The sequence below is a fragment of the Pseudomonas sp. G.S.17 genome (assembly GCF_038096165.1).
Taxonomy (GTDB): Bacteria; Pseudomonadota; Gammaproteobacteria; order Pseudomonadales; family Pseudomonadaceae; genus Aquipseudomonas.
Window position 1 is genome coordinate 4,028,024 of the sequence record NZ_CP151076.1, and the last position, 25,742, is coordinate 4,053,765.

The window sequence follows — 25,742 nt, forward strand, 5'->3', positions numbered from 1 at the left end:
TCTCTATCGCATGCAGGTTGGAGGTAAGCGAGTTCCGGAGGATTAGGCATGAATTGCGCAGGAATGACCATGGCCGGCACGGCTGCACGCCCGGACAATGCCCCACATCTTTACCCGCCACCATTTTTGTGAGGTTCAACCATGATCAAAGCCATCGGCTATGCCGCCCAATCGGCCACCGCCCCGCTCGCCCCCATGAATTTCGAACGTCGCAGCCCTCGGGCGGATGACGTCGCCATCGAAATTCTGTTCTGCGGCGTGTGCCACTCCGACATTCACCAGGCCCGCGACGAATGGGGTTTTGCTGCCTACCCGCTGATGCCCGGCCATGAAATCGTCGGCAAAGTCACTGCCGTCGGCGCTGATGTCAGCAAGTTCAAAGTCGGCCAGCTGGTCGGCGTTGGCTGCATGGTCGATTCGTGCCGCACCTGCGAAGCCTGTAAAGCCGATCTGGAGAATTACTGCCTGGAAGGCCCGACCCAGACTTACGCCTCCAAGGACCGCATCGATGGCACCCTGACCATGGGCGGCTATTCCAACAGCATCGTGGTCAGCGACCGTTTTGTCGTGAGCATCCCGGAGAAACTGGACCCGGCCGCCGCCGCGCCGATTCTGTGCGCGGGCATCACCACCTATTCGCCACTCAAGCACTTCGGCGTCAAGGCCGGGCATAAAGTGGGCGTGTTGGGCATGGGTGGTCTGGGCCACATGGGCATCAAGTTTGCCAAGGCCATGGGCGCTGAAGTGACCTTGTTCACCCGCTCGGCGAGCAAGGCTGAGGAAGGTCGTCGTCAAGGCGCTGATCATGTGATCATTTCCACAGACGCCGCGCAGATGAAGGCAGCAGCCGGCCACTTCGACTTTCTGCTGGACACCATTCCGGTACAGCACGATCTGAACCCGTACCTGGAAACCCTGCGCTTTGATGGCGTGCACATCCTCGTGGGCCTGATCGAACCGGTTAACCCACCGGTACATGCAGTGAATCTGGTCATGAAGCGTCGCGTGCTGGCCGGTTCGATGATTGGTGGCATGGCGGAAACCCAGGAAGTGCTGGATTTCTGTGCCGAACATGACATCACCTGCGACATCGAGATGCTCGATATCCAGAACATCAACGAGGCGTTCGAGCGGGTCGTCAAAGGCGACGTGAAGTATCGTTTCGTGATTGATATGGCGACGTTGAAGGCTTAAGCGGCCTTCGTGGGAGCGAGCTTGCTCGCGAAGTGGTCAGTACATCCGGCACTTTTCGGGGGCCTGAAATACTGCCTTCGCGAGCAAGCTCGCTCCCACACAAGTTCACTCTCATCAAACATAAAATAACCCACTGTTTTGACTAAGAAAAATCACGCAGCTTTCACCAGTTCCAATCCCAACTTGCGGGCCTTGCGCAGCAAGGCCCGCATCTGCCTGTCTTGGGTCTTGGCTTCGTAAGCCTCCATTCCTTGTTCAACGTAAGGCTGGCCTTTGGTCAGCATTGCGTAGATCAAGCGGGCAAGTTGGTGGGCGGTTGCCTTGATCGCACAGCTGGTGTCCATCCTTGCCAAACGCGAACGATGGCTGGCACCGATGAAGCTTTTGTCATTGCGCGCATTGGAGGCGGCTTGCTTCAACGCCTGGGCTGCTCGATTCAGGACTTTGGGACCACTGCCGGGCAGCTGTCTACCGCCTGATATTCGGGTCGGGGGCGCAAGACCCAGCCAGGAACAAAAGTGTCCCGATGTCGGAAAACGTGACAAGTCAGGGCCGATCTCACTGGCGAGCACCAAGGCCGTATCTACGCCGAGGGTCGGAATAGCCGTCAGATCAACTCCCATGATTTTCCAGAGAGCCTGATGCAAACCGGCTTGCTCCGATGAAGAACGATGCGGACTGCGCAGCGCCTTGGTCGAGGGCTGAGGCTTGTCGTTGAGTGTCGGCAATTGTTCAAGCACCTGTCTGATCGCTTGGTCGCACTCAGCGATCTGCCCTTCAAGAAAGTCGTAGCAAGCCACTTCCTGAGCCAGGGCATGCAGGTGTTCCAGGCGCCAGTTGCCTCGTAAACTGCGCTCAATGGTTTCGTGATCAGCCTTGATGCGCCGATCTCGAAAAGCGGCCAGCTTTTGTGGATTACGCTCACCCTCGATAATGGCGCGCAGGATTTTCATTCCCGTCACACCCGCGATATTGCTGATCACATTGGCGAGCTGGATATTCATCTGGCTCAACGCCTTCTGCATACGGTTGAGCGTTTGAGCCTGATCGCGAACTTTATTGGCGCGCTGGCGCACTATCGAACGCATGGAGCAGATGGCGTCCGAAGGTCGGAAGGCCCCCCGCAGAAGGCCATAGCTCATGAGCTGCCAAATCCACTGGCAATCCAGCACGTCAGATTTACGGCCCGATATCTGGCGTGTGGCCCGGGAGTTGACCAGATAGACGTCGAATCCGCGGGCATCCAGAATTTCGAACAGGGGAATCCAGTAAACCCCGGTCGCCTCCATCGCGACCACGCTGATACTTAGCGATTCGAGCCAGTCGGCCAAACCGAGCAAGTCGTCGGTAAAGGTGGAAAAACTGCGCACCGGGTTATCGCATCGATCAGGGTCGACGCCAACCCAATGCTCACGACTGCCAATATCGATGCCCGCACAGTCATCGTGAACAATTCGTAAACGTTTCTGCTGGTTCTTGCGCGCCATGAGAATTCCTCGCAGGATTAAGGGGCGCGCGGGGTACACGGTGGCGAAAAGATTCACTCTCTCATACGTGGTCACAGCAAGCTGTGCCGACAATGACTCCACGCCGATACCGTGCGGACCACTCTCCTACTCGGGTGCTGTCACACCAGTGCGGGCTACGGTCTCTGCCCCGCGCGCACCTTCAACGCTAGACGCATCCCCCGTTTGCTGCGCGACAGCGCGGCGTCTGGACGACGGGGGATCTCCTACAGCACTACCCCCCAAGCTCAGCAGACAGCCGCGCGGCAGTCTGCTTGATCAGCGGAACCAGATCGGCCATTTTCTCCAGCGGCATGTAAGGCACGGTGCTGGCGATACTGATGCCGGCAATGATCTGCTTGCTGGCATCGCGAATCGGCGCCGCCACACAGCGGATCGACGGCTCGTTGTCTTCCAGGTCGAAGGCATAACCGCCTTGCACGTACTCGCGCATGCGCTGACGCAACTCCTCCCACGACTGTTCCTGATGCGCTGGCCACAGTGGATTCTTGCCACCCACTGGCAGGCTGACGTCATACAGGCGTTGCCATTCGGATTCGGTACTGTCGAGCAATAACGCCTTGCCGATGCCGGTGCGGAACAACGGCATGCGGTGGCCGACCCGCGAGCGCATTTCCGGACCATTGCGTCCCGGATTCTTGTGCAGGTACAAGACTTCGTCGTCATCGCGAACCGCCAAATGCACGGTGTCGCCGGTCAATTCGGAAAGCTCATCCAGATAGGGTCGCGCCAGCATGGCCAGCGGCACTTCTTCGCGCGCCTGAAAACCCAGTTCGATGAGCTTGGGGCCGAGCAGATAACCCACTTGTGGCAGCACCCGCAGATAACGCTCCTCCACCAGGCAACTCGCCAGGCGATGGGTCGTGCTGCGCGTGGTGCCGATCTGCCGGGCGATTTCCTTGAGGTCACGGGCGCCGCCGGCAACCGCCTGGATGACGCCCAGCCCGCGCAGCAGGGTTTGCGTGCCGGTGGGCGCCGAATCCTTGGTGGCGCTGCTGGTTGCAGGAGGGTCGGAAACTGGCTGCATATCAGGCCTTATAAGATCAGGAAGCTGGCGGCATTATCGTCGCCAGCTGTTGTGCATGCCAGTGATCAAATTTCGATCCGCTCAACCTTGCCCACCAACAGGATGTAGGACAGCGCCCCGATCAGTGCCAGCACCGAGATATAGGTGATGGCCGGCGCGAAGGAATCCCCGGAAACCAGGAAGCCGATCACGATCGGTGTGGCGATTGCCGACAGGTTGCCGATGAAGTTGAAGGTGCCGCCGGTCAACCCCAACAAACGTGCCGGAGCCAGGGTCGACACCAGCGACCAGGTGATCGAGGCCAGCCCGTTGCCGAAGAACGCCAATGCCAGGAATGCAATCACCAGCGGCGTGGAATCAACGAAGTTGGCGCCGATGATCGACGTGGAAATCAACAACCCGGCAATGATCGGCAGCTTGCGCGCAAAGCCGACGGTGTGACCACGGCGAATCAACCAGTCGGAAAAAAAGCCGGAACACAGCACACCGACGAACGCAGCGAGAAACGGCAGCGAGGCCAGAAGCCCGGACTTGATGAAATCCATGCCGCGGTATTTCACCAGATAAGTCGGGAACCAGGTGAGGAAGAACCACAGCGTCGAGTTGAGGCAGAATTGCCCCAGATATATACCCCACAACTTGCGCTTGGTGAGCACGACGCCCAAGTCCAGCCAGCTGAAGCCGCGCTTGTTTTTCTCGGTATCGGCCTGGATATCCACCAGTCCGCCACCTTCGCGAATCAGCTGGATTTCCGCTTCGTTGACGCCTTTGAAGTCACGTGGCTCGCGATAGACCATGTACCAGATCGCCGCCCAGATCACGCCGATCGCACCGGTACTGACGAAAACCATGTGCCAGCCGTAAGTCGCCTGCAGCCAGGCCAGTACCGGCGTCAGGAACGCCAGGCCGACAAACTGCCCGGACGTATAAAAGCCAATCGCCGTGGCGCGCTCGCGCTCGGGAAACCAGGTGGTGACCACGCGGCTGTTGATTGGATAAGCCGGCGCTTCCAGCGCACCGACCGCCATGCGCAGCACGAACAGCGCGATGAAGCTGGCAGCGAAGCCCAGCATGATGGTGGCAATGGACCAGAGCAGCAGCGCCACGGTGTAGAGGATGCGCGGCGGAACCCGGTCGACCAGCCAGCCTCCGGGCAGTTGCATGGCGGCGTAAGTCCAGCCGAACGCCGAGAAGATCAGCCCGACGTGAATCGGATCAATACCCAGCTCGCTGGTCAGTGCCGGCGCGGCAATCGACAGGTTGCTGCGGTCCAGATAGTTGATCACCACGGTAATGAACAGCAGCACCATGATGAAGTAGCGTTTGCGGGTCGGCGTCACTAACGACGCCGCGCCCTCAAGGATTCGGGTTTGCATGGAAGTGCCTCTTTTTATGTTTATTGAGGTCTGGGAAGAATTCTGTTGGAGCGAGGATGTGTGGGAGCGAGCTTGCTCGCGAATTGGTCAGTACATCCGGCACTTTTCGGGCCTCTGAAATACTGTCTTCGCGAGCAAGCTCGCTCCCACACACGTTCGCTACGTTAAGCAGGTCAGGTTCCTACCACTCCGCAAAACTGCCATCGGCATGGCGCCAGATCGGGTTGCGCCAGCGGTGGCCGATGGCGGCGCGTTCCTTGACGTATTCCTCGTTGATCTCGATACCCAGGCCCGGGCCGTTGGGGATCTTCACCATGCCTTTGTCGTAGTCGAACACCTCGGGATTCTTGATGTAATCCAGCAGGTCGTTGCTCTCGTTGTAGTGAATGCCCAGGCTCTGTTCCTGAATGAACGCGTTGTAGCAGACCGCATCCAGTTGCAGGCACGCCGCCAGGGCAATCGGGCCCAGCGGACAATGCAGCGCCAGAGCCACATCGTAGGCTTCGGCCATGTTGGCGATCTTGCGGGTTTCGGTGATGCCGCCGGCATGAGACGCATCCGGCTGGATGATGTCGACATAGCCTTCGCTCAACACGCGCTTGAAGTCCCAGCGCGAGAACAGTCGCTCGCCCAGGGCAATCGGCGTACTGGTCAGCGGCGCCAGTTCCTTGAGGGCCTCGTAGTTTTCGCTGAGCACCGGCTCTTCAATGAACATCAGCTTGTACGGGTCCAGCTCTTTCATCAGCACCTTGGCCATGGGCTTGTGCACCCGGCCATGGAAGTCCACACCGATGCCGACGTTCGGCCCGACCGCATCGCGCACCGCAGCAACGTTGGCCAGCGCCAGGTCAACCTTGTCGAAGGTGTCGAGGAATTGCAGCTCTTCAGTGCCGTTCATCTTGACCGCCGTGAAACCACGCGCCACCGCTTCTTTCGCGGCGCGGGCGGTGTCGGCAGGTCGATCACCACCGATCCACGAATAGACGCGGATTTTGTCCCGCACCTGACCGCCCAGCAGATCGCTGACCGAAACACCCAGATGCTTGCCCTTGATGTCCCACAGCGCCTGATCGATGCCGGCCAGGGCGCTCATGTGTATCGCGCCGCCTCGATAGAAACCGCCGCGATACAACACAGTCCAGATGTCTTCGATATTGCGCGGATCCTTGCCGATCAAATAATCGGAAAGCTCCTCGACAGCCGCCGCTACGGTATGCGCGCGGCCTTCAACCACGGGCTCGCCCCAGCCGGTGATGCCCTGGTCGGTTTCGATTTTCAGGAAACACCAGCGAGGCGGAACGATAAAAGTCGTGAGTTTGGTGATTTTCATGGGTGCGATTTCTCTTGTTTGACGTGGGCGTCTAGTGCGCCGATCAGTTCAACGGTCGATCAGTTCAATTAGCGGCGGCAGTCAGTTGCTTCCAGGCCGCGACATAAGCTTTGGCCCGCTCGGCGACGTCTTCCGCACTTATGCCGGGCTTGAACAGCCCCGAACCCAGGCCGAAGCCTTTCACGCCGGCATCGAGGAAGACTTTCATGTTGTCAGGGCTGATGCCGCCTACCGGGATCAGCACCGTGCCGGCCGGTAAAACCGCGAGCCAGGCCTTGACCACCGCCGGGCTCATTTGCTCGGCCGGGAACAGCTTGAGCACGTCAGCGCCTTCGGCCAGCGCAGCAAAGGCTTCGGTCGGCGTAGCCACGCCCGGCGACAGAAACAGCCCGGCAGCCTTGGCGGCACGCAGGACCTTGGCATCGCTGTGCGGCATGACGATCACCTGACCGCCCGCCTCTTTCACCAGCTCGACTTGTTCCGGCGTCAACACCGTGCCCGCGCCAATCAGGCAATCGGCGGGCAGGCTTTGGCGCAACAGGCGAATGCTGTCGTAGGGCTGCGGGGAATTGAGCGGTACTTCGATGACGCGCAAACCAGCCTGATACAACACATCGCCAATGGCGGGCGCCTCTTCGGGACGCAAACCACGAAGGATAGCGATCAGACCGTTCTGGACCAGCGCTTGCTTGAGCATTTCAAACCTCTGCTTGAGTGGATGCGAGCAAGCCGGCCTTGACCGCCACTTGCCATAAACCGCGCTCGGTGGCTTGTTCGGCCACCGTCACGTGAAGAAATCCGCAGGCCGTCAAGGCGCGGCCATAACGCAGGCACAGTTGCTCGCCGCCAATCAGGATCACGGCGGGAAGCACCTCATGAAGATTGCGCTGCAAGCTGGCCAGGGTCGCCAGCTCATGCCCGATCAGCAATCCAGACAGATAATCAGCCTGCGCCGCCGGGGACAGCTGGCCGGTCAGGCCAAGCGTGCGGCAACTGAAGATGGTCGACAGCGGCCCGGCTGCGCCGTCAGCGGACAGCGCAACGGATACGCCACGATCGAACGCGGCCTCGTCGAAGGCATAGCTGCGCTGCATGGTGCGGCCGAGGATGGTGTGGGCGCTCAACGCGGCGAAGACTTCGCCGGTCATGAAGGTGTCGAAGTGGACAATGCAGCCGCCAGCCGCCTGCACCCATTTCGAATGGCTGCCGGGCAAGCCGATCAGCAAGGGCTTGCGGGTTTCCGCCTCGGGCAGCGCCGCGAGGACGCCGAGGACCTGGGTTTCTTCGCCACGCATGACATTGGGCAACGCTGAGCGCTGCAAGACGCCGGGGATGATGTGAATCTCCACGCCACGCAGGCTGCGCACCGTTTGCAGCGCCGAGCTGAGACCGGCGACGCTGGCGGGTGTCTCGCGATATGCCGCCTCGCGCCAACCTTGCGCGCTGCCGACCATGCCGCAGGCGATCACCGGCAGATCGGGCTGAGCGTCGAGCCAGTCACCACAGGCTTCATCCAGCGCCAGTTCAAAACCATCGTTGCACATCACGCCAGCAATCAGCCGCGGTGTGTTGGGCAGTTGCATGATGCCCGCGCTCAAGGAGCGTTGTTCCAGAACCCGACCGTGTTCGCCGAGTCGATAAGCACGAAGTGAGGTTGTCCCCCAATCGAGCGCGATCAATTGCGCCTGCATCGCTTCACCTATTATTTTTTGAGCAGTGAGTGCGCAGCGACTATAAGCTGATCAAGGAGTAAATCTCAATATGTAATTTCACATCCCATATTTAGGGATTAAATCGAAGCAATTTTCGATGGCGTTCGATTTGGCAGTTGCCGCATACTGATGGCCATTTCAGCATTACCCGTGCTTCTCGACGCCCCAGTCGAGGGTGGTAACCTGCTCGCGCCCTTAGCCTTGCTCCTCACTTGTAAGCCCCTTTTTGGCTGGCGCGTTCGCACCCGCTGACTCACTGCCGTTCGCCCTCTCTCACCCTCAAGGACTTGTGTGCCATGAAGCGATTTCTCGTGCTCGACAGCTTTCGCGGGCTGTGCGCCCTGGCGGTAGTGCTGCATCACTCCCACGCGCTGCAAAGCTTCACCGAACTGGCGTTTTTCAAACACGCCAATTACCTGGTGAACTTCTTCTTCGTGCTCAGCGGCTTCGTACTCTTTCACATCTACGCCGACCGGCTCCAATCCTCGGCGCAGCTCAAGCGTTTCGTGATTGCGCGGATCTGTCGCCTTTATCCCTTGCACCTGGCGATGCTGCTGATCGCCTTGGGCCTGGAATGTCTGAAGATGGTCGCGGAACAGCGCGGGGTCAGTTTTGGCGTAGGCAGCTTTACCGGGGCAAAGGCGCCGGGGGAAATCCTGCCCAACCTGCTGTTGCTGCAATCCTGGTGGTCGGGATTCAATCAGATGTCGTTCAACTTTCCGTCGTGGAGCATCAGCGTCGAGTTTTATCTGTACCTGATCTTCGCCCTGGTGTTCGCTGTGTTGCCAAGCGTGTCGCGCAAGGTCTTCGCGGCCATTGCAGTCCTCGCGTTTGTTGCGCTGCATTTCAACAACGTGCTGTTTCCCGAAGGCGCACTGGTCGGGCTGGGCTGCTTCTTTACCGGTGCGCTGACGTATCGGCTTTATGCCAGCTTCAAAGACTTGCAGGTCAGCGCGCCGGTCGCCACGGCCATGGAAGTACTGAGCCTGCTGACGGTTTACCTCGCAGTCACGTTCAGCAGTCCCTCGCAGAACATTTCCCTGAGCCTATTGTTTTGCGCGGTCATCGCGGTGTTTGCATTCGAATCCGGCGGGCTGTCGACGCTGCTGCGCACCCGGCTATTTAAGTGGGCGGGCATGCTGTCCTTTTCGATTTACATGACCCATTCCATCGTCATTCTGTTGCTGCAAATGGGCGTGATGCTGCTCGGCAAATTGACCGGTCAGACGCTGTTGATCGATATGGTCGGTCGTGAACCCGGCGAGCTGGTGCGTTACGTCAATACTGGCAGCACGCTGTTCGACAACCTGTTCGTTGTCATTGAGCTGGGTTCGGTGCTGGCGGTTTCGGTGCTGACCTATCGCTACATCGAATTGCCCGGCATCGAACTGGGCAAGCTTTGGGGCCGCAAGGCGACTGGGCACGCCGAGCCCGCTATCAAAGCCGAAACAGAAACCACGCCGATCAGCCGCGAAACAGCGTCCTGATTCGCCGGCAAAAAAAAGCCCCTCACGCGAGGGGCATTTTTTTGGGCTTCTGGCGGATCAACGCTCCAGCAGAATTCGCAGCATGCGACGCAGCGGCTCCGCGGCGCCCCACAACAGCTGGTCGCCAACGGTGAATGCGCCCAGGTATTGCGAACCCATGTTCAGCTTGCGCAGACGCCCCACCGGAATGCTCATGGTGCCGGTGACAGCAGTCGGGCTGAGCTCCTGGATGCTGGCCTCGCGATGGTTCGGCACCAGCTTGACCCAAGGGTTGTGCTGGCTGATCAAACCTTCGATGTCGGCGATTGGCACGTCTTTGTTCAGCTTGATGGTCAGCGCCTGGCTGTGGCAACGCATGGAACCGATCCGCACGCAGATGCCATCGACCGGAATCGGGCTCTTGAAGCGACCCAGAATCTTGTTGGTCTCGGCCTGGCCTTTCCATTCTTCACGGCTCTGGCCGTTCGGCAATTCCTTGTCGATCCACGGGATCAGGCTGCCAGCCAATGGCACGCCGAAGTTTTCCGTCGGGAAAGCATCGCTGCGCATGGCGGCCGCGACCTTGCGGTCGATGTCCAGAATCGCGCTGGACGGGTTCGCCAGCTCGTCGGCGACTGCCGCGTGGGTGGCGCCCATCTGCTTGATCAGCTCACGCATGTTCTGCGCGCCGGCACCGGAAGCCGCCTGATACGTCATGGCGTTCATCCACTCCACCAGACCGGCTTCGAACAGCCCGCCCAGGCCCATCAGCATCAGGCTGACCGTGCAGTTGCCGCCGATGTAATTCTTGGTGCCCGCGTCGAGCTGCTGATCAATGACCTTGCGGTTCACCGGATCGAGCACGATCACTGCATCGTCCTGCATGCGCAGGCTGGACGCTGCGTCGATCCAGTAACCCTGCCAACCGGCCTCGCGCAGTTTCGGGAACACCTCATTGGTGTAGTCGCCGCCCTGGCAGGTCAGAATCACGTCAAGGGTTTTCAGCTCATCGATGCTGTAGGCATCCTTGAGCGGCGCAACGTCCTTGCCCACAGCAGGGCCTTGGCCACCGACGTTGGAGGTGGTGAAGAATACCGGCTCGATCAGATCGAAATCCTGCTCTTCCAGCATCCGCTGCATGAGCACGGAACCGACCATGCCGCGCCAACCGATCAGACCTACACGTTTCATCGCAACTACACCCTTACAAAAAGTGGGACCGCTGCTTTCGATGTCGAAAGTTGCAGCGGGCCCGAGATATTACAGATTGCGCAGCGCGGCGACTACCGCATCGCCCATTTCCTGCGTACCGACTTTGGCATTGCCTGCCGACCAGATATCACCCGTGCGCAGGCCTTGATCCAGCACCAGACTCACGGCCTTCTCGATGGCATCGGCGGCAACGGTCTGGTTGAAGCTGTAACGCAGCATCATCGAGACCGACAGGATAGTCGCCAACGGGTTGGCAATGCCTTGTCCGGCGATATCCGGTGCAGAACCGTGACACGGCTCGTACATGCCTTTGTTGTTGGCATCCAGCGAGGCGGACGGCAGCATGCCGATGGAACCGGTGAGCATCGAGGCCTCGTCGGACAGAATGTCGCCGAACAGGTTATCGGTGACGATCACGTCGAATTGCTTCGGCGCGCGCACCAGTTGCATGGCGGCATTGTCGACGTACATGTGGCTCAGCTCGACGTCAGGGTAATCCTTGGCCACTTGCTCAACCACTTCACGCCACAGCTGGCTGGAGGCAAGTACGTTGGCCTTGTCCACCGAGCACAGTTTCTTGCCGCGCACCCGCGCCATGTCGAAACCGACGCGGGCGATGCGACGGATTTCGCTTTCGCTGTACGGCAGCGTGTCGTAAGCCTGACGCTCGCCGTTGTCCAGCACGCGGGTGCCGCGCGGTGCGCCGAAGTAGATCCCGCCAGTCAATTCCCGAACGATCAGGATATCCAGACCGGCAACGATTTCAGCCTTGAGGCTCGACGCGTCTGCCAGTTGCGGATAAAGGATGGCCGGACGCAGGTTACCGAACAGGCCCAGTTGCGCACGAATCTTCAGCAGGCCGCGTTCCGGACGGATGTCGCGCTCGATGGTGTCCCATTTCGGGCCGCCTACGGCGCCAAGCAATACGGCATCGGCAGCACGGGCGCGATCCAGGGTTTCGTCGGCCAACGGCACGCCGTGTTTGTCGATGGCTGCGCCGCCGATCAGGTCATGGCTGAGCTCGAAGCCCAGTTGATACTTCTCGTTGGCGAGTTCCAGCACCTTGACCGCTTCGGTCATGATTTCCGGACCAATGCCATCACCTGGGAGAATCAGAATCTGCTTGCTCATAACATCCTCAAATTTTTATTGCGGCGCTGTGCATCAGCGCCGCTATGAAAACTAGCGTTCGGCCCACAAAACCAGTACATCGGTACTGAATGAACCGTCGGCGGCAATCTCGAAATACTCGCGCACTTCGGCGCCCATGGCCTGCTGCAACTCGCGAATCGCCACGCGCAGGGCTTGCGGCGTGCGCATGCGCTCAACCCAGGAGCTGTATTCCAGGTGCAGCCGCTGACGACTGTGACTGCGAGTGAACAGGCCGGCTTCACTGACCTGACGCAACCATTCACCCGCCGAGTAATCCCGAACGTGACTGGTGTCGCGCAGCACTTCGACGGTCTGCAAATACGTGTCCAGCAGCGGACTGCCCGGCGACATGACATCAATGAACGCTGCCACGCCGCCCGGTTTCAGTACGCGACGCACTTCGCGCAAGGCCAGGCCAAGATCGCTCCAGTGATGCGCCGAATAGCGGCTGAACACGAAGTCGAACTCACCGTCCGCGAAGGGCAAACGCTCTGCTGCGCCGCACACGGTGCTGATATTGCCCAGCCCGCGATCCTGCGCGGCAGCGGCAACCACATCGAGCATTTGCTGCGAAAGGTCATACGCTACCACTTCGCCAACCGCCGGGGCGACATGAAAGCTCACGTGGCCAGCGCCGCAACCCAGGTCCAGCACCCGCGCATCGCTGCGCCCCGCCACTTGCGCCTGCAGCAGCGCGAACTCAGTGCCTTGAGCGTGCACGGCACTGCTCAGATAGGCCGCGGCCTGTTCACCAAATTGACGTTGTACGACTTGCGTATGGGCGGTGCTGGTCATTGGCTGCTTCCCAAGAAAAACTGGATATTCCCCGTTGGAGCGAGGCTTGCCCGCGAAGGCGGTTATGTAGCTTTATCAGCCGCGAAACAACCACGGCTGACTGGCTCGATGCTTACTCTCGAAGGTGGCAATTGCCTCGCCGTCCTTGAGCGTCAGGCCGATGTCGTCCAGGCCTTCGAGCAGGCAGTGCTTGCGGAACGCGTCGATCTCGAAGCTCAAGACCTTGCCGTCCGGGCGCGTCACAGTCTGCGAGGCCAGATCAACATTGAGCTGGTAGCCAGGAGTGGCCTCAACCTGCTGGAACAGCTCATCCACATCGGCTTCGTCGAGAATGATCGGCAACAGGCCGTTCTTGAAGCTGTTGTTGAAGAAGATGTCAGCAAAGCTTGGCGCGATGATCGCGCAGAAACCATATTCTTCCAGCGCCCACGGCGCGTGCTCGCGGCTGGAGCCGCAGCCGAAGTTTTCCCGGGCCAGCAATACGCTGGCGCCTTGATAGCGCGCGTCATTGAGCACGAAATCCGGGTTCAGCGGACGCTTGGAGTTGTCCTGATACGGTTGCCCGACATCCAGGTAACGCCATTCATCGAACAGGTTCGGGCCGAAACCCGTGCGCTTGATCGACTTCAAGAATTGCTTGGGGATGATCTGGTCGGTATCGACGTTGGCACGATCCAGAGGAGCGACAAGGCCGGTGTGCTGTGTAAAGGCTTTCATGCTGGGCTCCTTAGTGCTGAATCAAATCACGGACGTCGACGAAACGACCATTCACGGCGGCTGCGGCAGCCATCGCCGGGCTGACCAGGTGCGTGCGGCCACCGGCGCCTTGACGGCCTTCGAAGTTGCGGTTCGACGTGGAAGCGCAGTGTTCGCCGCTTTCCAGGCGATCCGGGTTCATCGCCAGGCACATCGAGCAGCCCGGCTCACGCCATTCGAAACCTGCCTCGATGAAGATCTTGTCCAGACCTTCCTTCTCGGCTTGTGCCTTGACCAGACCTGAACCCGGCACGACGATCGCCTGCTTGATGGTCGAAGCCACTTTGCGGCCTTTGGCGATATCCGCCGCAGCGCGCAAGTCTTCGATACGCGAGTTAGTGCAGGAACCGATAAATACCCGATCCAGCTGGATATCGGTGATCGCCTGATTGGCCTTGAGGCCCATGTATTTCAAGGCACGCTCGATGGAGTCACGCTTGACCAGATCCGTTTCCTTGGCCGGGTCCGGGACGTTCTGATCGACAGCAAGAACCATTTCCGGAGACGTACCCCAGCTGACTTGCGGTTTGATCTGGGTCGCGTCGAGAGTCACCACGGTGTCGAAGTGCGCATCGGCGTCGGAAACCAGATCTTTCCAGGCTTCAACCGCCATGTCCCATTGCTCGCCTTTAGGTGCGAAAGGACGACCCTTGACGTAGGCAACAGTCTTTTCATCGGTAGCCACAAGGCCGACACGGGCACCGGCTTCGATGGACATGTTGCAGATGGTCATGCGCCCTTCCACCGACAGATCGCGGATCGCGCTGCCAGCAAACTCAATGGCGTGGCCATTGCCGCCAGCGGTGCCGATCTTGCCGATCACCGCCAGGACGATGTCTTTGGCCGTCACGCCGAACGGCAGCTTGCCTTCGACCGACACCAGCATGTTTTTCATTTTCTTGGCGACCAGACACTGAGTGGCGAGCACGTGCTCAACCTCGGAAGTGCCGATGCCGTGGGCCAATGCGCCAAATGCGCCGTGGGTGGAAGTGTGCGAGTCGCCGCAGACCACGGTCATGCCCGGCAAGGTTGCGCCCTGCTCCGGACCGATCACGTGAACGATGCCCTGGCGCACGTCATTCATCTTGAATTCGGTGATGCCATATTCATCGCAATTGTCGTCCAGGGTCTGAACCTGCAGGCGGGAAACCTGATCGGCAATGGCTTCGATACCGCCTTTGCGCTCAGGGGTCGTCGGTACGTTGTGGTCCGGGGTCGCGATGTTGGCATCAATCCGCCATGGCTTGCGCCCGGCCAGACGCAGACCTTCGAAGGCTTGCGGCGAAGTCACTTCGTGGATGATGTGACGATCGATATAAATCAGCGACGAGCCATCGTCCCGTCGCTTGACTTCGTGGGCTTCCCAGAGCTTGTCGTACAGCGTTTTGCCGGTCATTGGCACATCCTCATCAGCGTATTTCTATGCTTTGGGCAATCGACTCGATGACCCTTTAGCTTGTGCGGACATGCTATGGAATATGCTTAAATAACTCAAATTCATATTTTTCATGCTTTGGATAACCAACTGGAATCTGACAATGGATCTGGCCAACCTGAACGCGTTTATTGCCATTGCTGAAACCGGCAGCTTCTCGGGTGCCGGCGAGCGCCTGCACTTGACCCAACCCGCGATCAGCAAGCGTATCGCCGGTCTGGAGCAGCAGCTCAATGTGCGTTTGTTTGATCGACTGGGCCGCGAAGTCAGCCTGACGGAAGCGGGAAGAGCCTTGCTGCCAAGGGCTTATCAGATCATCGATGTGCTGGAAGACACCCGCCGCGCACTGACCAATCTCACCGGCGAAGTGACCGGACGCCTGACGCTAGCCACCAGCCACCACATCGGCCTGCATCGGCTTCCTCCTCTATTAAGGGAATTCACCCGCCTGTACCCACTGGTGGCGCTGGATATTCAGTTTCTCGATTCGGAAGTGGCCTACGAAGAAATTCTCCACGGACGCGCCGAGCTGGCGGTGATCACCCTCGCACCTGATCCGCACCACCTGATCAAGGCCGTACCGGTCTGGGAAGACCCGCTGGACTTTGTTGCGGCCCCGGAACATCCGCTGGCCAACAGCGGCCCGATGACGCTGCAAAACATCGTTCGCTACCCGGCGGTATTCCCCGGCAACAACACCTTTACCCACCATATCGTCAGCGGCCTTTGCGAAGCCCAGGGCCTCAAACCCGATATCGCCATGAGCACCAACTATCTGGAGACGATCAAAATGATGGTCTCCATCGGCCTGGCCTGGAGCGTACTGCCGCGCACCATGCTCGATGAACAAGTGGCGCGCATTCCCCTGCCCGGCATCCAGCTCACCCGGCATCTGGGGTACATCCTGCATACCGAGCGCACGCTGTCCAATGCGGCGCGGGCGTTTATGGGGTTGTTGGATGGGCAGGTTTCAGGCTCGTAAACCTGAAACAGAAAAGGCGCCCGAACAGACTGTGTGAAGGCGCCTTTCCCGACTGCAATATCAATCAACCAATCAACTTCCGTTGGTTTCCAAAATCTGCTGCCCATTGATAGGGATGCGTTTGGCCTTGGCTTCTTCAGGAGTCTGCCGCAGCAGGTCGATGGTCAGCAGGCCGTTGGCAAGCCCTGCATTGCGGACCTCGACGTGGTCGGCAAGACGGAAGGACAGTTTGAACGCACGCTCTGCGATGCCTTGATGCAGATAAGTCACGTTGTCCTTTTCCTGGTTCTGCGCACCGGTGTCGCGCTCGCCGCTGGCAATGGTCAGCACACCTTTCTCAACCTGCAAGTCAGGTTCTTCCTCCTGGAAGCCGGCCTCCGCGATGACGATGCGGTATTTGTCTTCGGCCAGTAATCCGCGACCCGAATCCGGCATCGCGTAGTCCCCAAGCCAGGGTCGGCCATTCGCTTTTCAAAAGGTTATTTTCAGATTTTTTATGGCCGTTCGTCGGCGCCAACACCGAGCAGCAAACCGATGCGCTCGCAGTCGGTTTCCCGGCGCAGGGCGTCGAATAACGTGGTGGCTTCAGGGTAGCTTTTGGTCAGCAGCGCCAGCCATTGCTTGAGGCGGCCGGGCGCCTGGATCAGGGTCATTTTCTTCACGCAGTGCTGCCAGAACACCCGCAGCATCGGTTGCAGCTCGGCCCAGGTCATGGGGATCACTTCTTCGCCCGCCTGCGCGGCTGCGATTTGCCGGGCAAGATCCGGGCGCGCCACCAACCCGCGACCGATCATGATGTCCCTGGCGCCGCAGATTTCCTGGCAGCGGCGCCAATCGTCCACGGTCCAGATTTCGCCGTTGGCAACCACCGGAACCTTGACCACCTCCTGAATGCGCGCGATCCATTCCCAATGCGCAGGCGGCTTGTAGCCATCGACCTTGGTGCGCGCATGCACCACGATTTGCTCCGCCCCACCGTCGGCCAGCGCCCGCGCGCAATCCAGCGCGAGATCGGTGCTGTCGAAGCCCAGCCGCATCTTGGCCGTTACCGGGATGTGTTTCGGCACGCCTCGGCGCACGTGTTCGAGGATGGTGTGGAGTAATTCGGGCTCTTTGAGCAGGACCGCGCCGCCTCGGGAGCGATTGACGGTCTTGGCCGGGCAACCGAAGTTGAGGTCCAGCACCGGCGCGCCGAGTTCACAGGCAAAGGCCGCGTTTTCCGCCAGGCAGACCGGATCAGAGCCCAGTAATTGCAGACGCAGCGGCGTACCGGCCTCGGTCTTCGCGCCGTTATGAAACTCGGAGGCGTATTTGTAGAAGTAGTGGGCCGGCATCAACCGCTCGGATACCCGGATGAATTCAGTCACGCACCAGTCGATGCCGCCGACTTTCGTCAGAGCGTCGCGCAGGATGTCGTCGACCAACCCCTCCATGGGCGCCAGAGCAATTTGCATGGGTCACACTCGAAAAAGTCCGGCAGTTTACGGCGCAACGACCGGATTGGAAACCATCGCCGGACCGTAGCCCTCGATGAACTCCGCTGGCATGCGCTTGGGCTTGCCGCTGGACAGCTCGATGCAGACAAAAGTGGTCTGGGCGCGCAGCAAGGTTTGGCCGTCGCTGGGACGGCGTAGCTGAAAGCATCGGGTCATTTTCAGGCGACGATCCCAATCGATGATCCAGGTCGCCAATTGCAGCTCGTCGTCTTCATAGGCGCTGGCCAGATAGTCGATTTCATGGCGGACCACGGCCATGGCGCGGTCCAGTCGCCGGTATTCAGTGAGGTCCAGCCCCAACTGCTGCGAGTGGCGCCAGGCGCAGCGCTCTAGCCAGGTGACATAGACCGCATTATTGGCATGACCCAAACCATCAATATCATCTGCCGCCACATTAAGGTCGATGACAAACGGTGTCGCCCTATCCCAGACCATGCTCACTCCCTTCAGGCTGCTGTCGATGACGTACATAAGCCAGCCAGTGTAACCAAAGTCCGGGAAGTGTCACGTCAGGCCATCAGATCACAGCCGACTTGGCCGCGCGCAACACCCGATCCGACAGTTCGCCATCGCCCAGTGCACGCGCCAACGTCAGACCGCCAACCATCAGCGCTACATCTGCCAGGACTTTGTCGGCGTCTTCAGGACTGGAAGACAGTTGCGCCACCATCATTTCCAGGTGTTCAGCCAGCACCTCCTGAAAACTCTCAGGCAGATGTGACATCTCACCCACGGTTGATGGCAACGGGCAGGCCTTGTCGCTACCATCCCGATGCTTGCGGGACAGGTAAAACGCTGCGAGCAGTGCTCGGCGCTCATGCCCCGGCAATTGATCGTCGATCTGCGCCACTGCGGATTGGCGCTGCTTGAGAAGATGACGAAATGCTTCGAGCATCAGCGCTTCCTTGCTATCGAAATGCGCGTAGAAGCCGCCGACCGTCAGGCCCGCCGCGCCCATAATCTCGTTGACGCTGGGCTGGCCGGGACCACGACTGATAAGGGCCGCACTGGCTGCATCAAGGATGCGCTCACGGGTCTTGGTTTTTTTATCGCTCATATCGATCTCCAGGATTACGGAGGTAATATTATTCCCATAATCCTGAAGAGCAAGCGCAATGATGAATCGCCGGTCAAACGGCTGAAACTTCGCTACAAGGAAGGAGTAACAAGACGAGGGGAAAAAGCGGCACAAAAACAAAAGGGCCATTCAATAATCGAATGACCCTTGGTCTCGCAGAGCGAGAAATCGTGGCGTCCCCTAGGGGACTCGAACCCCTGTTACCGCCGTGAAAGGGCGGTGTCCTAGGCCACTAGACGAAGGGGACACAAAACCTTCTGCGTGTGATCAAGCGGACTTGATCGATTCGAGGTCAGTGTGGCCGAACCTTGAACCTTACAAATTGGTGGAGCTTAGCGGGATCGAACCGCTGACCTCCTGCATGCCATGCAGGCGCTCTCCCAGCTGAGCTAAAGCCCCGGATTTATCGCCTCGCGGCTCACATGACCTTCCAGTCATGCAGTTTGAAATGGCGTCCCCTAGGGGACTCGAACCCCTGTTACCGCCGTGAAAGGGCGGTGTCCTAGGCCACTAGACGAAGGGGACAAAACCTTCAGTAGATAACCGGAGCTGGAACCGGTAATCCTACCTCGCTTCAAGGCAGTGAAGCTGCGCCTTGAAACTCTAAATTGGTGGAGCTTAGCGGGATCGAACCGCTGACCTCCTGCATGCCATGCAGGCGCTCTCCCAGCTGAGCTAAAGCCCCACGTTGTGGACGGGGCGCATGTTAAGCGTGAGGCGGGGAGCTGTCAAATATATTTTCAACAAATTTCAATGTTTTCTGTCGGCATTACAATCACTTACCCGTCAGCCCCCGGAAAACCGGGGGACGGAAGGCCGCGTCGGACTCACACACGGCCCCAGGCGTCGGGAGATGCTCAGGCGATGGCGCCGAACAGCTTTTCCCATTCCTTGTTTTCTTTCTTGGAAACGCCGCCCAGCAGGTCGATAGCCTGGCGCAGACGGAAGCGCGTCAGATCCGGACCGAGGATTTCCATCGCATCGGTGACCGACACCGAGTTGGCCTGACCGGTGATCGCCGCGAACATCAGCGGCATGGCATCGCGCAGCTTGAGTTCCAGATGCTCCACCACGGCCTGGATGCTGGCGGTGATCGAATCCTTCTCCCACTGACGCAAGGACTCCAGTTTCCAGAGAATCAGCTGCATCACCTGACGTACCTGGTCGCTGGACAGCTTTTTGTGCTCGAACAGCTTGGCATCCGGCGTGACGCCGCCGGCAAAGAAGAACCCGGCCAATGGCGCGATCTGGCTGAAGGTCTCTACCCTGCCCTGCACATGGGGCGCGATTTTCATCATGTAGGCCGGATTCAGCGCCCAGTTCTGTACGCGACTGGCGAATTCTTCAACTGGCAGCTCGCGCAGCCATTGGCCGTTGAGCCACGACAGTTTTTCGATATCAAAGATCGGACCGCCCAGGGAAACCCGGGACAGGTCGAAATGCTCGACCATTTCCTGCAACGAGAACTTCTCGCGCTCGTCCGGCATCGACCAGCCCATGCGCCCCAGGTAGTTGAGCATCGCCTCGGGCATGAAACCCATGCGCTCGTAGAACGTCACCGAGGTCGGATTCTTGCGCTTGGACAGCTTGCTCTTGTCCGGGTTACGCAGCAGCGGCATGTAGCACAACTGCGGCTTTTCCCAACCGAAATATTCGTAGAGCAGAATCAGCTTGGGGGCCGATGGCAGCCATTCTTCGCCACGCAATACATGGGTGATACCCATCAAATGGTCGTCGACGACATTGGCCAGGAAGTACGTCGGCAGGCCGTCAGTCTTCATCAAGACTTGCATGTCCATGCGATCCCACGGGATCTCGACTTCGCCGCGCAGCATGTCCGGCACCACGCAGACACCTTCGCTTGGCACCTTCATGCGGATCACATGAGGTTCACCGGCCGCCAGACGACGGGCGACTTCTTCTTGCGAAAGCAACAAGGCACGGCCGTCGTAACGCGGGGTTTCGCCCTTGGCCATTTGCTCGGCGCGCATCTGATCCAGCTCTTGCGCGGTGCAGAAGCACGGGAAGGCATGACCCAGCTCAACCAGCTGCCTGGCGTACTTCTGATAAATCTCGCCACGCACGCTCTGCCGATACGGACCATGGGGACCGCCCACGTCCGGACCTTCGCTCCACTCGATACCCAACCAGCGCAAGGCATCGAAAATCTGCTGTTCGGACTCGCGGGTCGAACGCAGCTGATCGGTATCTTCAATACGCAGGATGAATTCGCCGCCGTGCTGTTTGGCGAAGCAGTAGTTGAAAAGCGCGATGTAAGCCGTGCCAACGTGAGGGTCGCCGGTAGGCGATGGCGCGATGCGGGTACGAACGGTGGTCATGGGAAATCCCGAATAGGTCAATCAAGCGGCGAATATTAACAGGCGCGGGGGTGGCGCGGCACGCAAACCTTGTGGGAGCGAGCTTGCTCGCGAAGTGGCCAGTACATCCAGAATATCTTCGTAGCCAGACATACTGCCTTCGCAGGCAAGCTTGCTCACGGGTATTCAGACCACCAACAGCCGCTCGCGCAATTTGCCGATCTCGTCGCGCATCTGCGCTGCCGCCTCGAATTCCAGGTCGCGGGCCAGTTGGTACATCTTTTCTTCCAGTTGGCGAATGCGCTTGGTGATTTCGCTGGGTGAGCGCAGCTCGTTTTCGTACTTGGCATTCTCTTCGGCAGCCTTGGCCATGCCTTTGCGCTTCTTGCTGCGCGAACCGGGCACGGTGGCACCTTCCATGATGTCGGCGACGTCCTTGAATACGCCTTTGGGCGTAATGCCATGCTCAAGGTTATAGGCAATCTGCTTGTCGCGACGGCGATCGGTTTCGCCGATGGCACGCTCCATGGAGCCGGTAATCCGGTCGGCGTACAAGATCGCCCGGCCATTGAGGTTACGTGCGGCACGGCCAATGGTCTGGATCAGCGAACGCTCGGAACGCAGGAAGCCTTCCTTGTCGGCATCGAGAATCGCCACCAGGGAAACTTCCGGCATGTCCAGACCTTCACGCAGCAGGTTGATCCCCACCAAAACGTCGAAGGTGCCGAGACGCAAATCCCGGATGATCTCGACCCGCTCCACCGTGTCGATGTCCGAGTGCAGGTAACGCACCCGCACCCCGTGGTCAGCCAGGTAATCGGTCAAATCCTCGGACATGCGCTTGGTCAGCGTGGTCACCAGCACCCGCTCTTCCAGCGCCACACGCTTACCGATCTCGGACAGCAAGTCATCGACCTGAGTCAGCGCCGGACGAATTTCGATTTGCGGGTCGACCAGACCGGTCGGGCGCACCAGCTGCTCGATGACCCGGCCGGCGTGCTCGGCTTCGTAATTGCCAGGCGTTGCCGAGACGAAAATGGTCTGCGGGCTGACCGCTTCCCACTCGTCGAAACGCATCGGCCGGTTATCCAGTGCCGACGGCAGCCGGAAACCGTATTCCACCAGCGTCTCCTTACGCGAGCGGTCGCCTTTATACATCGCGCCAACCTGCGGCACACTGACGTGGGATTCGTCGATCACCAGCAAGGCATCGGCCGGCAGATAATCGTAAAGCGTTGGCGGCGGCGCGCCGGATGGGCGACCCGACAGATAGCGCGAGTAGTTTTCGATGCCGTTGCAGTAACCCAGCTCGAGGATCATCTCGAGATCGAAACGGGTGCGCTGCTCCAGACGCTGGGCTTCCACCAGCTTGTTGTTGTTGCGCAGGTATTCCAGGCGCTCCTGCAACTCGACCTTGATGCCTTCCATCGCTTCGACCAGGGTTTCCCGAGGCGTTACGTAGTGGCTTTTCGGGTAGAAGGTGAAACGCGGCAGCTTGCGGATCACCTCGCCGGTCAGTGGATCGAACGCCGACAGGCTTTCCACCTCGTCGTCGAACAGCTCGATGCGGATCGCTTCCAGATCCGATTCGGCCGGGTAAATATCGATGACATCGCCGCGCACCCGGAAGGTCGCACGGGCGAAATCCATGTCGTTGCGGGTGTATTGCAAGTCTGCCAGGCGCCGCAGTAACGCGCGCTGGTCGAGCTTGTCGCCACGGTCCACGTGCAGAACCATGCGTAGATAGGTTTCCGGACTGCCCAGGCCGTAGATGCAGGAAACCGTGGTGACGATGATGGCGTCCTTGCGTTCCAGTAACGCCTTGGTCGCCGACAGCCGCATCTGCTCGATGTGGTCGTTGATCGAGGCGTCCTTCTCAATGAACGTGTCCGACGACGGTACATAGGCTTCGGGCTGGTAGTAATCGTAATAAGAGACGAAATATTCGACTGCGTTGTTGGGGAAAAACGCCTTGAACTCGCCGTACAGCTGCGCCGCCAGGGTCTTGTTCGGCGCCAGCACCAGCGTCGGGCGCTGCACCTGGGCGATGACGTTGGCGATGCTGAAGGTCTTGCCCGAACCGGTCACACCCAGCAATGTCTGGTGCGCCAGCCCGGCTTCGATCCCTTCGACCATCAGGCGAATGGCTTCCGGCTGATCGCCAGCAGGCTCAAAACGGGTGACGAGCTGAAACTCGGACATAACGTACCTCTGTGTGCGTTTTCGCCAGAGTGCGCGCAAAAACGAAAGAACCGCCAACGCCTGCTCCGTGAAAGGATCAGTCGTACAGAATATAAAGTGATGGGACTACAAATGGAGTCTCCATCGCCGCCTTTCAAGCCGAACAGCCGATAGCTTCGAAGGATGTCGGCCGCAATGTGACTGACGGCGCAAAAATAACCGTAAAAACCTTGAAAAAACGCCGTCGCAGCTGTCGCCCCGGCCAGCGATGGCCTCTATACTAGCTCCCCGTTTGTGCACCGCTCTGGCGCATTCGGGTTAGAGCGGCATTCCCTCACTTCCCACTCAGAGCCGCCGCAAAAATGAGCCTGTTCTCCGCTGTCGAAATGGCACCACGCGATCCAATCCTGGGCCTCAACGAAGCATTCAACGCCGATACCCGCACCACCAAGGTCAATCTTGGCGTGGGCGTCTATTGCAACGAGGAAGGACGCATTCCCCTTCTACGCGCTGTTGCCGAAGCCGAGAAGATTCGCGTGGCTCAACACGCTCCCCGCGGTTACCTGCCGATTGACGGCATCGCCGCCTACGATCTGGCCGTACAAAAACTGCTGTTCGGCGCAGATTCGCCATTGATCGCGTCCGGTCGCGTATTGACGACCCAGGCAGTCGGCGGCACCGGTGCACTGAAAATCGGTGCCGACTTCCTCAAGCAACTGCTGCCCGATGCCGTCGTCGCCATCAGCGATCCAAGCTGGGAAAACCATCGCGCCCTGTTCGAGACGGCCGGTTTCCCGGTACAAAACTATCGTTACTATGATGCGACCAGCCACGACGTGAACCGTTCCGGCATGCTCGAAGACCTTGAGAACCTGCCGTCCGGTTCCGTCGTCGTGCTGCACGCCTGCTGCCATAACCCGACCGGCGTCGACCTGACCCTTGAAGACTGGAAAAAAGTCCTCGAAGTGGTCAAGGCCAAGGGCCACGTACCTTTCCTCGACATGGCCTATCAAGGCTTTGGCGACGGTATCGACGAAGACGCCATCGCCGTGCGCCTGTTCGCAGAGTCGGGCCTGACCTTCTTCGCTTCCAGCTCGTTTTCCAAATCCTTCTCGCTGTACGGCGAACGCGTCGGCGCGCTGTCGATCATTACCGAATCCAAAGAAGAAACGGCCCGCGTGCTGTCGCAGGTCAAGCGTGTAATCCGCACCAACTATTCCAACCCGCCGACCCATGGCGCAATCATCGTCGCCGCCGTGCTCAACAGCCCGGAACTGCGCGCGATGTGGGAAGAAGAACTGGGCGAGATGCGCCTGCGGATTCGCGGCATGCGCGCGTCGATGGTCGAGCGTCTGGCGAACAATCCGGCGGGTCAGGATTTCAGCTTCGTCGGTCGCCAGAGCGGTATGTTCTCCTACTCCGGGCTGACCACCGTACAAGTGCACCGTCTGCGTAACGAGTTCGGCATCTACGCCCTGGACACCGGCCGCATCTGCGTGGCTGCGCTGAACCAGAACAACATCGATACGGTGTGCAAGGCGATCATTCAGGTGATCTGAAAGCGTTAATGCCGTCCGTCACGATCCGTAGGACCGGCTTCAGCCGGGAGCGCGCCTTCCCGGCTAAAGCCGGTCCTACGGATTGCTGGCTTTCTACCCCTTCTTCCGATACGCCATCGAATCATCGATCCGCTTGAGGATGTAATCCCCCGCTGCCACCGGCGGATACAGGCTGCTCGCCGGATCAATCCCCAGATCACAAGGGTCAACCATCGCACTGTAGGTCGGGTCGTAAAAGGTCGCGATGGAATAGCGTTCATGCCCGGATTTGTTGATCACCCGATGCAAGGTCGAGCGGAATCGGTTGTTCGACCAATGCGCCAGCAGATCACCGACGTTGACGACCAGACTGCCAGCGATTGGCGTCGCGTCGATCCAGTTGTTGGAACCCAGCTCACGCACCTGCAAACCACCACTGTCGTCCTGATACAGCAAGGTGATGCAGCCGTAATCCGTGTGCGGTGCGACGCCGAATTGATCGGCTTCAGCCATGGGCGGGTGCGGTGGGTAATAGACCATCTGCGTGCGCTGCAGCCGCTTGCTGTATTTGCCGACGAAAAAATCCTGATCGATACCCAGCCCGGCCGCCACCGCCTTGAGCAGATCCGCGCCCGCCACACCAATGTGTGCGTAATAGTCGTCCAGCGCACCTCGCAACTCGGGCATGAACTCCGGCCATTGATTCGGCCCGCGCAAGGCTTCACCGGCCAGCACACACGGATCGTCTTCCGGCAGCTCCAGGCCGATGCTGAAAAACTCCTTGTGATCGGGTTTGGTCGCTTCGTACATCAACGCGCCACCCAAGGCGTGCCAGCCGCGATGGCGTTTATTGACGGCGACCTGGCGCTTGACCTCGGCCGGATAAGCGAAAAAGGTCTTCGCCGCAGCCATGGCGCGGTCAATCACTGCCTGGGGAACACCGTGGTTAACGATGTAAAAGAATCCAGTCTCGCTGCACGCCTTGCGAATCGCGTCGCCGACGCGCTGAATGCTGGCAGGATCGCCCTCGTGAACTCCGGTCATGTCGATCAAAGGCAGATTGGTATCGGTCATGCTGACTCCTGAAGAAACGGCAGGCGGTATATACAGGTGCAAGCATTTCCTGTGCCGGTCGACCAGGCACTGGGTCGATGACTCAACCAGCCTC

General features: G+C 59.4%; 21 protein-coding genes, 4 tRNA genes and 1 pseudogene. 4 read left to right on the forward strand and 22 right to left on the reverse strand.

Annotated features, from left to right (window positions below):
* Positions 1-141: 141 nt before the first annotated feature.
* Positions 142-1,194: an NAD(P)-dependent alcohol dehydrogenase gene (locus tag AABC73_RS18955; protein WP_331150852.1), complete on the forward strand. Its 1,053-nt coding sequence runs from the start codon at positions 142-144 to the stop codon at positions 1,192-1,194.
* Positions 1,195-1,346: 152 nt separating this feature from the next.
* On the opposite strand, the gene AABC73_RS18960 is transcribed toward AABC73_RS18955, so the two are convergent.
* The 6 genes from AABC73_RS18960 to AABC73_RS18985 all read right to left on the reverse strand — a co-directional run bounded on the left by AABC73_RS18960 (position 1,347) and on the right by AABC73_RS18985 (position 8,144).
* Positions 1,347-2,681, reverse strand: a complete 1,335-nt coding sequence (locus tag AABC73_RS18960; protein ID WP_341520479.1) for an IS110 family transposase — start codon at positions 2,679-2,681, stop codon at positions 1,347-1,349.
* Positions 2,682-2,934: 253 nt separating this feature from the next.
* Positions 2,935-3,747: an IclR family transcriptional regulator gene (locus AABC73_RS18965; protein ID WP_341520480.1), complete on the reverse strand. Its 813-nt coding sequence runs from the start codon at positions 3,745-3,747 to the stop codon at positions 2,935-2,937.
* Between the two features lie 65 nt (positions 3,748-3,812).
* Positions 3,813-5,123: an MFS transporter gene (locus AABC73_RS18970; RefSeq protein ID WP_341520481.1), complete on the reverse strand. Its 1,311-nt coding sequence runs from the start codon at positions 5,121-5,123 to the stop codon at positions 3,813-3,815.
* Positions 5,124-5,304: 181 nt separating this feature from the next.
* Positions 5,305-6,462, reverse strand: a complete 1,158-nt coding sequence (dgoD, locus tag AABC73_RS18975; RefSeq protein WP_341524279.1) for a galactonate dehydratase — start codon at positions 6,460-6,462, stop codon at positions 5,305-5,307.
* A 55-nt stretch (positions 6,463-6,517) separates the two neighbouring features.
* On the reverse strand, positions 6,518-7,150 hold the full coding sequence (locus AABC73_RS18980; protein ID WP_341520482.1) for a 2-dehydro-3-deoxy-6-phosphogalactonate aldolase: 633 nt from the start codon (positions 7,148-7,150) through the stop codon (positions 6,518-6,520).
* Position 7,151: 1 nt separating this feature from the next.
* Entirely contained in the window at positions 7,152-8,144 is a 993-nt protein-coding gene (locus tag AABC73_RS18985) for a 2-dehydro-3-deoxygalactonokinase (protein ID WP_341520483.1), read from the reverse strand.
* 317 nt (positions 8,145-8,461) lie between these two features.
* Between AABC73_RS18985 and AABC73_RS18990 the strand changes: the two genes are divergently transcribed.
* Positions 8,462-9,652: an acyltransferase gene (locus AABC73_RS18990; RefSeq protein WP_341520484.1), complete on the forward strand. Its 1,191-nt coding sequence runs from the start codon at positions 8,462-8,464 to the stop codon at positions 9,650-9,652.
* A gap of 57 nt (positions 9,653-9,709) precedes the next feature.
* Here the strand turns inward: AABC73_RS18990 and asd are convergent, their stop codons facing one another.
* From asd to leuC, 5 genes are all read right to left on the reverse strand, one after another.
* Positions 9,710-10,822: an aspartate-semialdehyde dehydrogenase gene (asd, locus tag AABC73_RS18995; RefSeq protein ID WP_331150846.1), complete on the reverse strand. Its 1,113-nt coding sequence runs from the start codon at positions 10,820-10,822 to the stop codon at positions 9,710-9,712.
* A 69-nt stretch (positions 10,823-10,891) separates the two neighbouring features.
* On the reverse strand, positions 10,892-11,974 hold the full coding sequence (gene leuB / locus AABC73_RS19000) for a 3-isopropylmalate dehydrogenase (protein WP_341520485.1): 1,083 nt from the start codon (positions 11,972-11,974) through the stop codon (positions 10,892-10,894).
* Between the two features lie 51 nt (positions 11,975-12,025).
* The gene (locus AABC73_RS19005; RefSeq protein WP_341520486.1) at positions 12,026-12,790 is read right to left on the reverse strand and encodes a class I SAM-dependent methyltransferase; all 765 of its coding nucleotides are present in this window, start codon (positions 12,788-12,790) and stop codon (positions 12,026-12,028) included.
* Positions 12,791-12,865: 75 nt separating this feature from the next.
* Positions 12,866-13,507 carry a 3-isopropylmalate dehydratase small subunit gene (gene leuD, locus AABC73_RS19010; protein WP_341520487.1) on the reverse strand — a complete coding sequence of 214 codons (642 nt, stop codon included), beginning with the start codon at positions 13,505-13,507 and terminating at the stop codon, positions 12,866-12,868.
* A 10-nt stretch (positions 13,508-13,517) separates the two neighbouring features.
* On the reverse strand, positions 13,518-14,942 hold the full coding sequence (gene leuC, locus AABC73_RS19015; RefSeq protein ID WP_341520488.1) for a 3-isopropylmalate dehydratase large subunit: 1,425 nt from the start codon (positions 14,940-14,942) through the stop codon (positions 13,518-13,520).
* Positions 14,943-15,084: 142 nt separating this feature from the next.
* On the opposite strand from leuC, the gene AABC73_RS19020 reads away from it, so the two are divergent.
* Positions 15,085-15,963, forward strand: a complete 879-nt coding sequence (locus AABC73_RS19020; RefSeq protein ID WP_341520489.1) for a LysR family transcriptional regulator — start codon at positions 15,085-15,087, stop codon at positions 15,961-15,963.
* Positions 15,964-16,035: 72 nt separating this feature from the next.
* On the opposite strand, the pseudogene AABC73_RS19025 reads toward AABC73_RS19020, so the two are convergent.
* The 10 genes and pseudogenes from AABC73_RS19025 to uvrB form a co-directional block, all read right to left on the reverse strand.
* A pseudogene (locus AABC73_RS19025) lies at positions 16,036-16,368 on the reverse strand (Hsp20 family protein); the annotation flags it as partial.
* An 89-nt stretch (positions 16,369-16,457) separates the two neighbouring features.
* Positions 16,458-17,417, reverse strand: coding sequence for a tRNA-dihydrouridine synthase (locus AABC73_RS19030; RefSeq protein ID WP_341520490.1), 960 nt, complete (start codon positions 17,415-17,417; stop codon positions 16,458-16,460).
* A 27-nt stretch (positions 17,418-17,444) separates the two neighbouring features.
* The gene (locus AABC73_RS19035; RefSeq protein WP_341524280.1) at positions 17,445-17,894 is read right to left on the reverse strand and encodes a thioesterase family protein; all 450 of its coding nucleotides are present in this window, start codon (positions 17,892-17,894) and stop codon (positions 17,445-17,447) included.
* Positions 17,895-17,976: 82 nt separating this feature from the next.
* Positions 17,977-18,516 carry a TetR/AcrR family transcriptional regulator gene (locus AABC73_RS19040; protein WP_341520491.1) on the reverse strand — a complete coding sequence of 180 codons (540 nt, stop codon included), beginning with the start codon at positions 18,514-18,516 and terminating at the stop codon, positions 17,977-17,979.
* Positions 18,517-18,708: 192 nt separating this feature from the next.
* Positions 18,709-18,784, reverse strand: a tRNA-Glu gene (locus AABC73_RS19045).
* Between the two features lie 76 nt (positions 18,785-18,860).
* Positions 18,861-18,936, reverse strand: a tRNA-Ala gene (locus AABC73_RS19050).
* A 50-nt stretch (positions 18,937-18,986) separates the two neighbouring features.
* A tRNA-Glu gene (locus tag AABC73_RS19055) sits at positions 18,987-19,062 on the reverse strand.
* A gap of 84 nt (positions 19,063-19,146) precedes the next feature.
* Positions 19,147-19,222: transfer RNA gene (locus tag AABC73_RS19060), tRNA-Ala, on the reverse strand.
* Between the two features lie 172 nt (positions 19,223-19,394).
* The gene (gene gltX, locus AABC73_RS19065) at positions 19,395-20,876 is read right to left on the reverse strand and encodes a glutamate--tRNA ligase (RefSeq protein WP_341520492.1); all 1,482 of its coding nucleotides are present in this window, start codon (positions 20,874-20,876) and stop codon (positions 19,395-19,397) included.
* Positions 20,877-21,041: 165 nt separating this feature from the next.
* Positions 21,042-23,057, reverse strand: a complete 2,016-nt coding sequence (gene uvrB / locus AABC73_RS19070) for an excinuclease ABC subunit UvrB (RefSeq protein WP_341520493.1) — start codon at positions 23,055-23,057, stop codon at positions 21,042-21,044.
* 341 nt (positions 23,058-23,398) lie between these two features.
* Here uvrB and AABC73_RS19075 point away from each other — a divergent pair, with 341 nt between their 5' ends.
* Positions 23,399-24,595 (forward strand): amino acid aminotransferase, encoded by a 1,197-nt coding sequence (locus AABC73_RS19075; protein WP_341520494.1) that lies wholly within the window; start codon positions 23,399-23,401, stop codon positions 24,593-24,595.
* 93 nt (positions 24,596-24,688) lie between these two features.
* Here the strand turns inward: AABC73_RS19075 and AABC73_RS19080 are convergent, their stop codons facing one another.
* Entirely contained in the window at positions 24,689-25,648 is a 960-nt protein-coding gene (locus AABC73_RS19080) for a 2-oxoglutarate and iron-dependent oxygenase domain-containing protein (protein WP_341520495.1), read from the reverse strand.
* Between the last annotated feature and the right edge of the window lie 94 nt (positions 25,649-25,742).

Coding starts and splice junctions, on each gene's coding strand:
- AABC73_RS19075 (WP_341520494.1), top strand. CDS start 23,399: ATGAGCCTGTTCTCCGCTGTCGAAATGGCACCACGCGATCCAATCCTG.
- AABC73_RS18990 (WP_341520484.1), top strand. CDS start 8,462: ATGAAGCGATTTCTCGTGCTCGACAGCTTTCGCGGGCTGTGCGCCCTG.
- AABC73_RS18970 (WP_341520481.1), bottom strand. CDS start 5,123: ATGCAAACCCGAATCCTTGAGGGCGCGGCGTCGTTAGTGACGCCGACC.
- AABC73_RS19005 (WP_341520486.1), bottom strand. CDS start 12,790: ATGACCAGCACCGCCCATACGCAAGTCGTACAACGTCAATTTGGTGAA.
- AABC73_RS19080 (WP_341520495.1), bottom strand. CDS start 25,648: ATGACCGATACCAATCTGCCTTTGATCGACATGACCGGAGTTCACGAG.
- AABC73_RS18960 (WP_341520479.1), bottom strand. CDS start 2,681: ATGGCGCGCAAGAACCAGCAGAAACGTTTACGAATTGTTCACGATGAC.
- AABC73_RS19020 (WP_341520489.1), top strand. CDS start 15,085: ATGGATCTGGCCAACCTGAACGCGTTTATTGCCATTGCTGAAACCGGC.
- leuD (WP_341520487.1), bottom strand. CDS start 13,507: ATGAAAGCCTTTACACAGCACACCGGCCTTGTCGCTCCTCTGGATCGT.
- asd (WP_331150846.1), bottom strand. CDS start 10,822: ATGAAACGTGTAGGTCTGATCGGTTGGCGCGGCATGGTCGGTTCCGTG.
- AABC73_RS18980 (WP_341520482.1), bottom strand. CDS start 7,150: ATGCTCAAGCAAGCGCTGGTCCAGAACGGTCTGATCGCTATCCTTCGT.
- leuC (WP_341520488.1), bottom strand. CDS start 14,942: ATGACCGGCAAAACGCTGTACGACAAGCTCTGGGAAGCCCACGAAGTC.
- uvrB (WP_341520493.1), bottom strand. CDS start 23,057: ATGTCCGAGTTTCAGCTCGTCACCCGTTTTGAGCCTGCTGGCGATCAG.
- AABC73_RS18955 (WP_331150852.1), top strand. CDS start 142: ATGATCAAAGCCATCGGCTATGCCGCCCAATCGGCCACCGCCCCGCTC.
- AABC73_RS19030 (WP_341520490.1), bottom strand. CDS start 17,417: ATGCAAATTGCTCTGGCGCCCATGGAGGGGTTGGTCGACGACATCCTG.
- AABC73_RS18965 (WP_341520480.1), bottom strand. CDS start 3,747: ATGCAGCCAGTTTCCGACCCTCCTGCAACCAGCAGCGCCACCAAGGAT.
- AABC73_RS18985 (WP_341520483.1), bottom strand. CDS start 8,144: ATGCAGGCGCAATTGATCGCGCTCGATTGGGGGACAACCTCACTTCGT.
- AABC73_RS19035 (WP_341524280.1), bottom strand. CDS start 17,894: ATGGTCTGGGATAGGGCGACACCGTTTGTCATCGACCTTAATGTGGCG.
- gltX (WP_341520492.1), bottom strand. CDS start 20,876: ATGACCACCGTTCGTACCCGCATCGCGCCATCGCCTACCGGCGACCCT.
- AABC73_RS19040 (WP_341520491.1), bottom strand. CDS start 18,516: ATGAGCGATAAAAAAACCAAGACCCGTGAGCGCATCCTTGATGCAGCC.
- leuB (WP_341520485.1), bottom strand. CDS start 11,974: ATGAGCAAGCAGATTCTGATTCTCCCAGGTGATGGCATTGGTCCGGAA.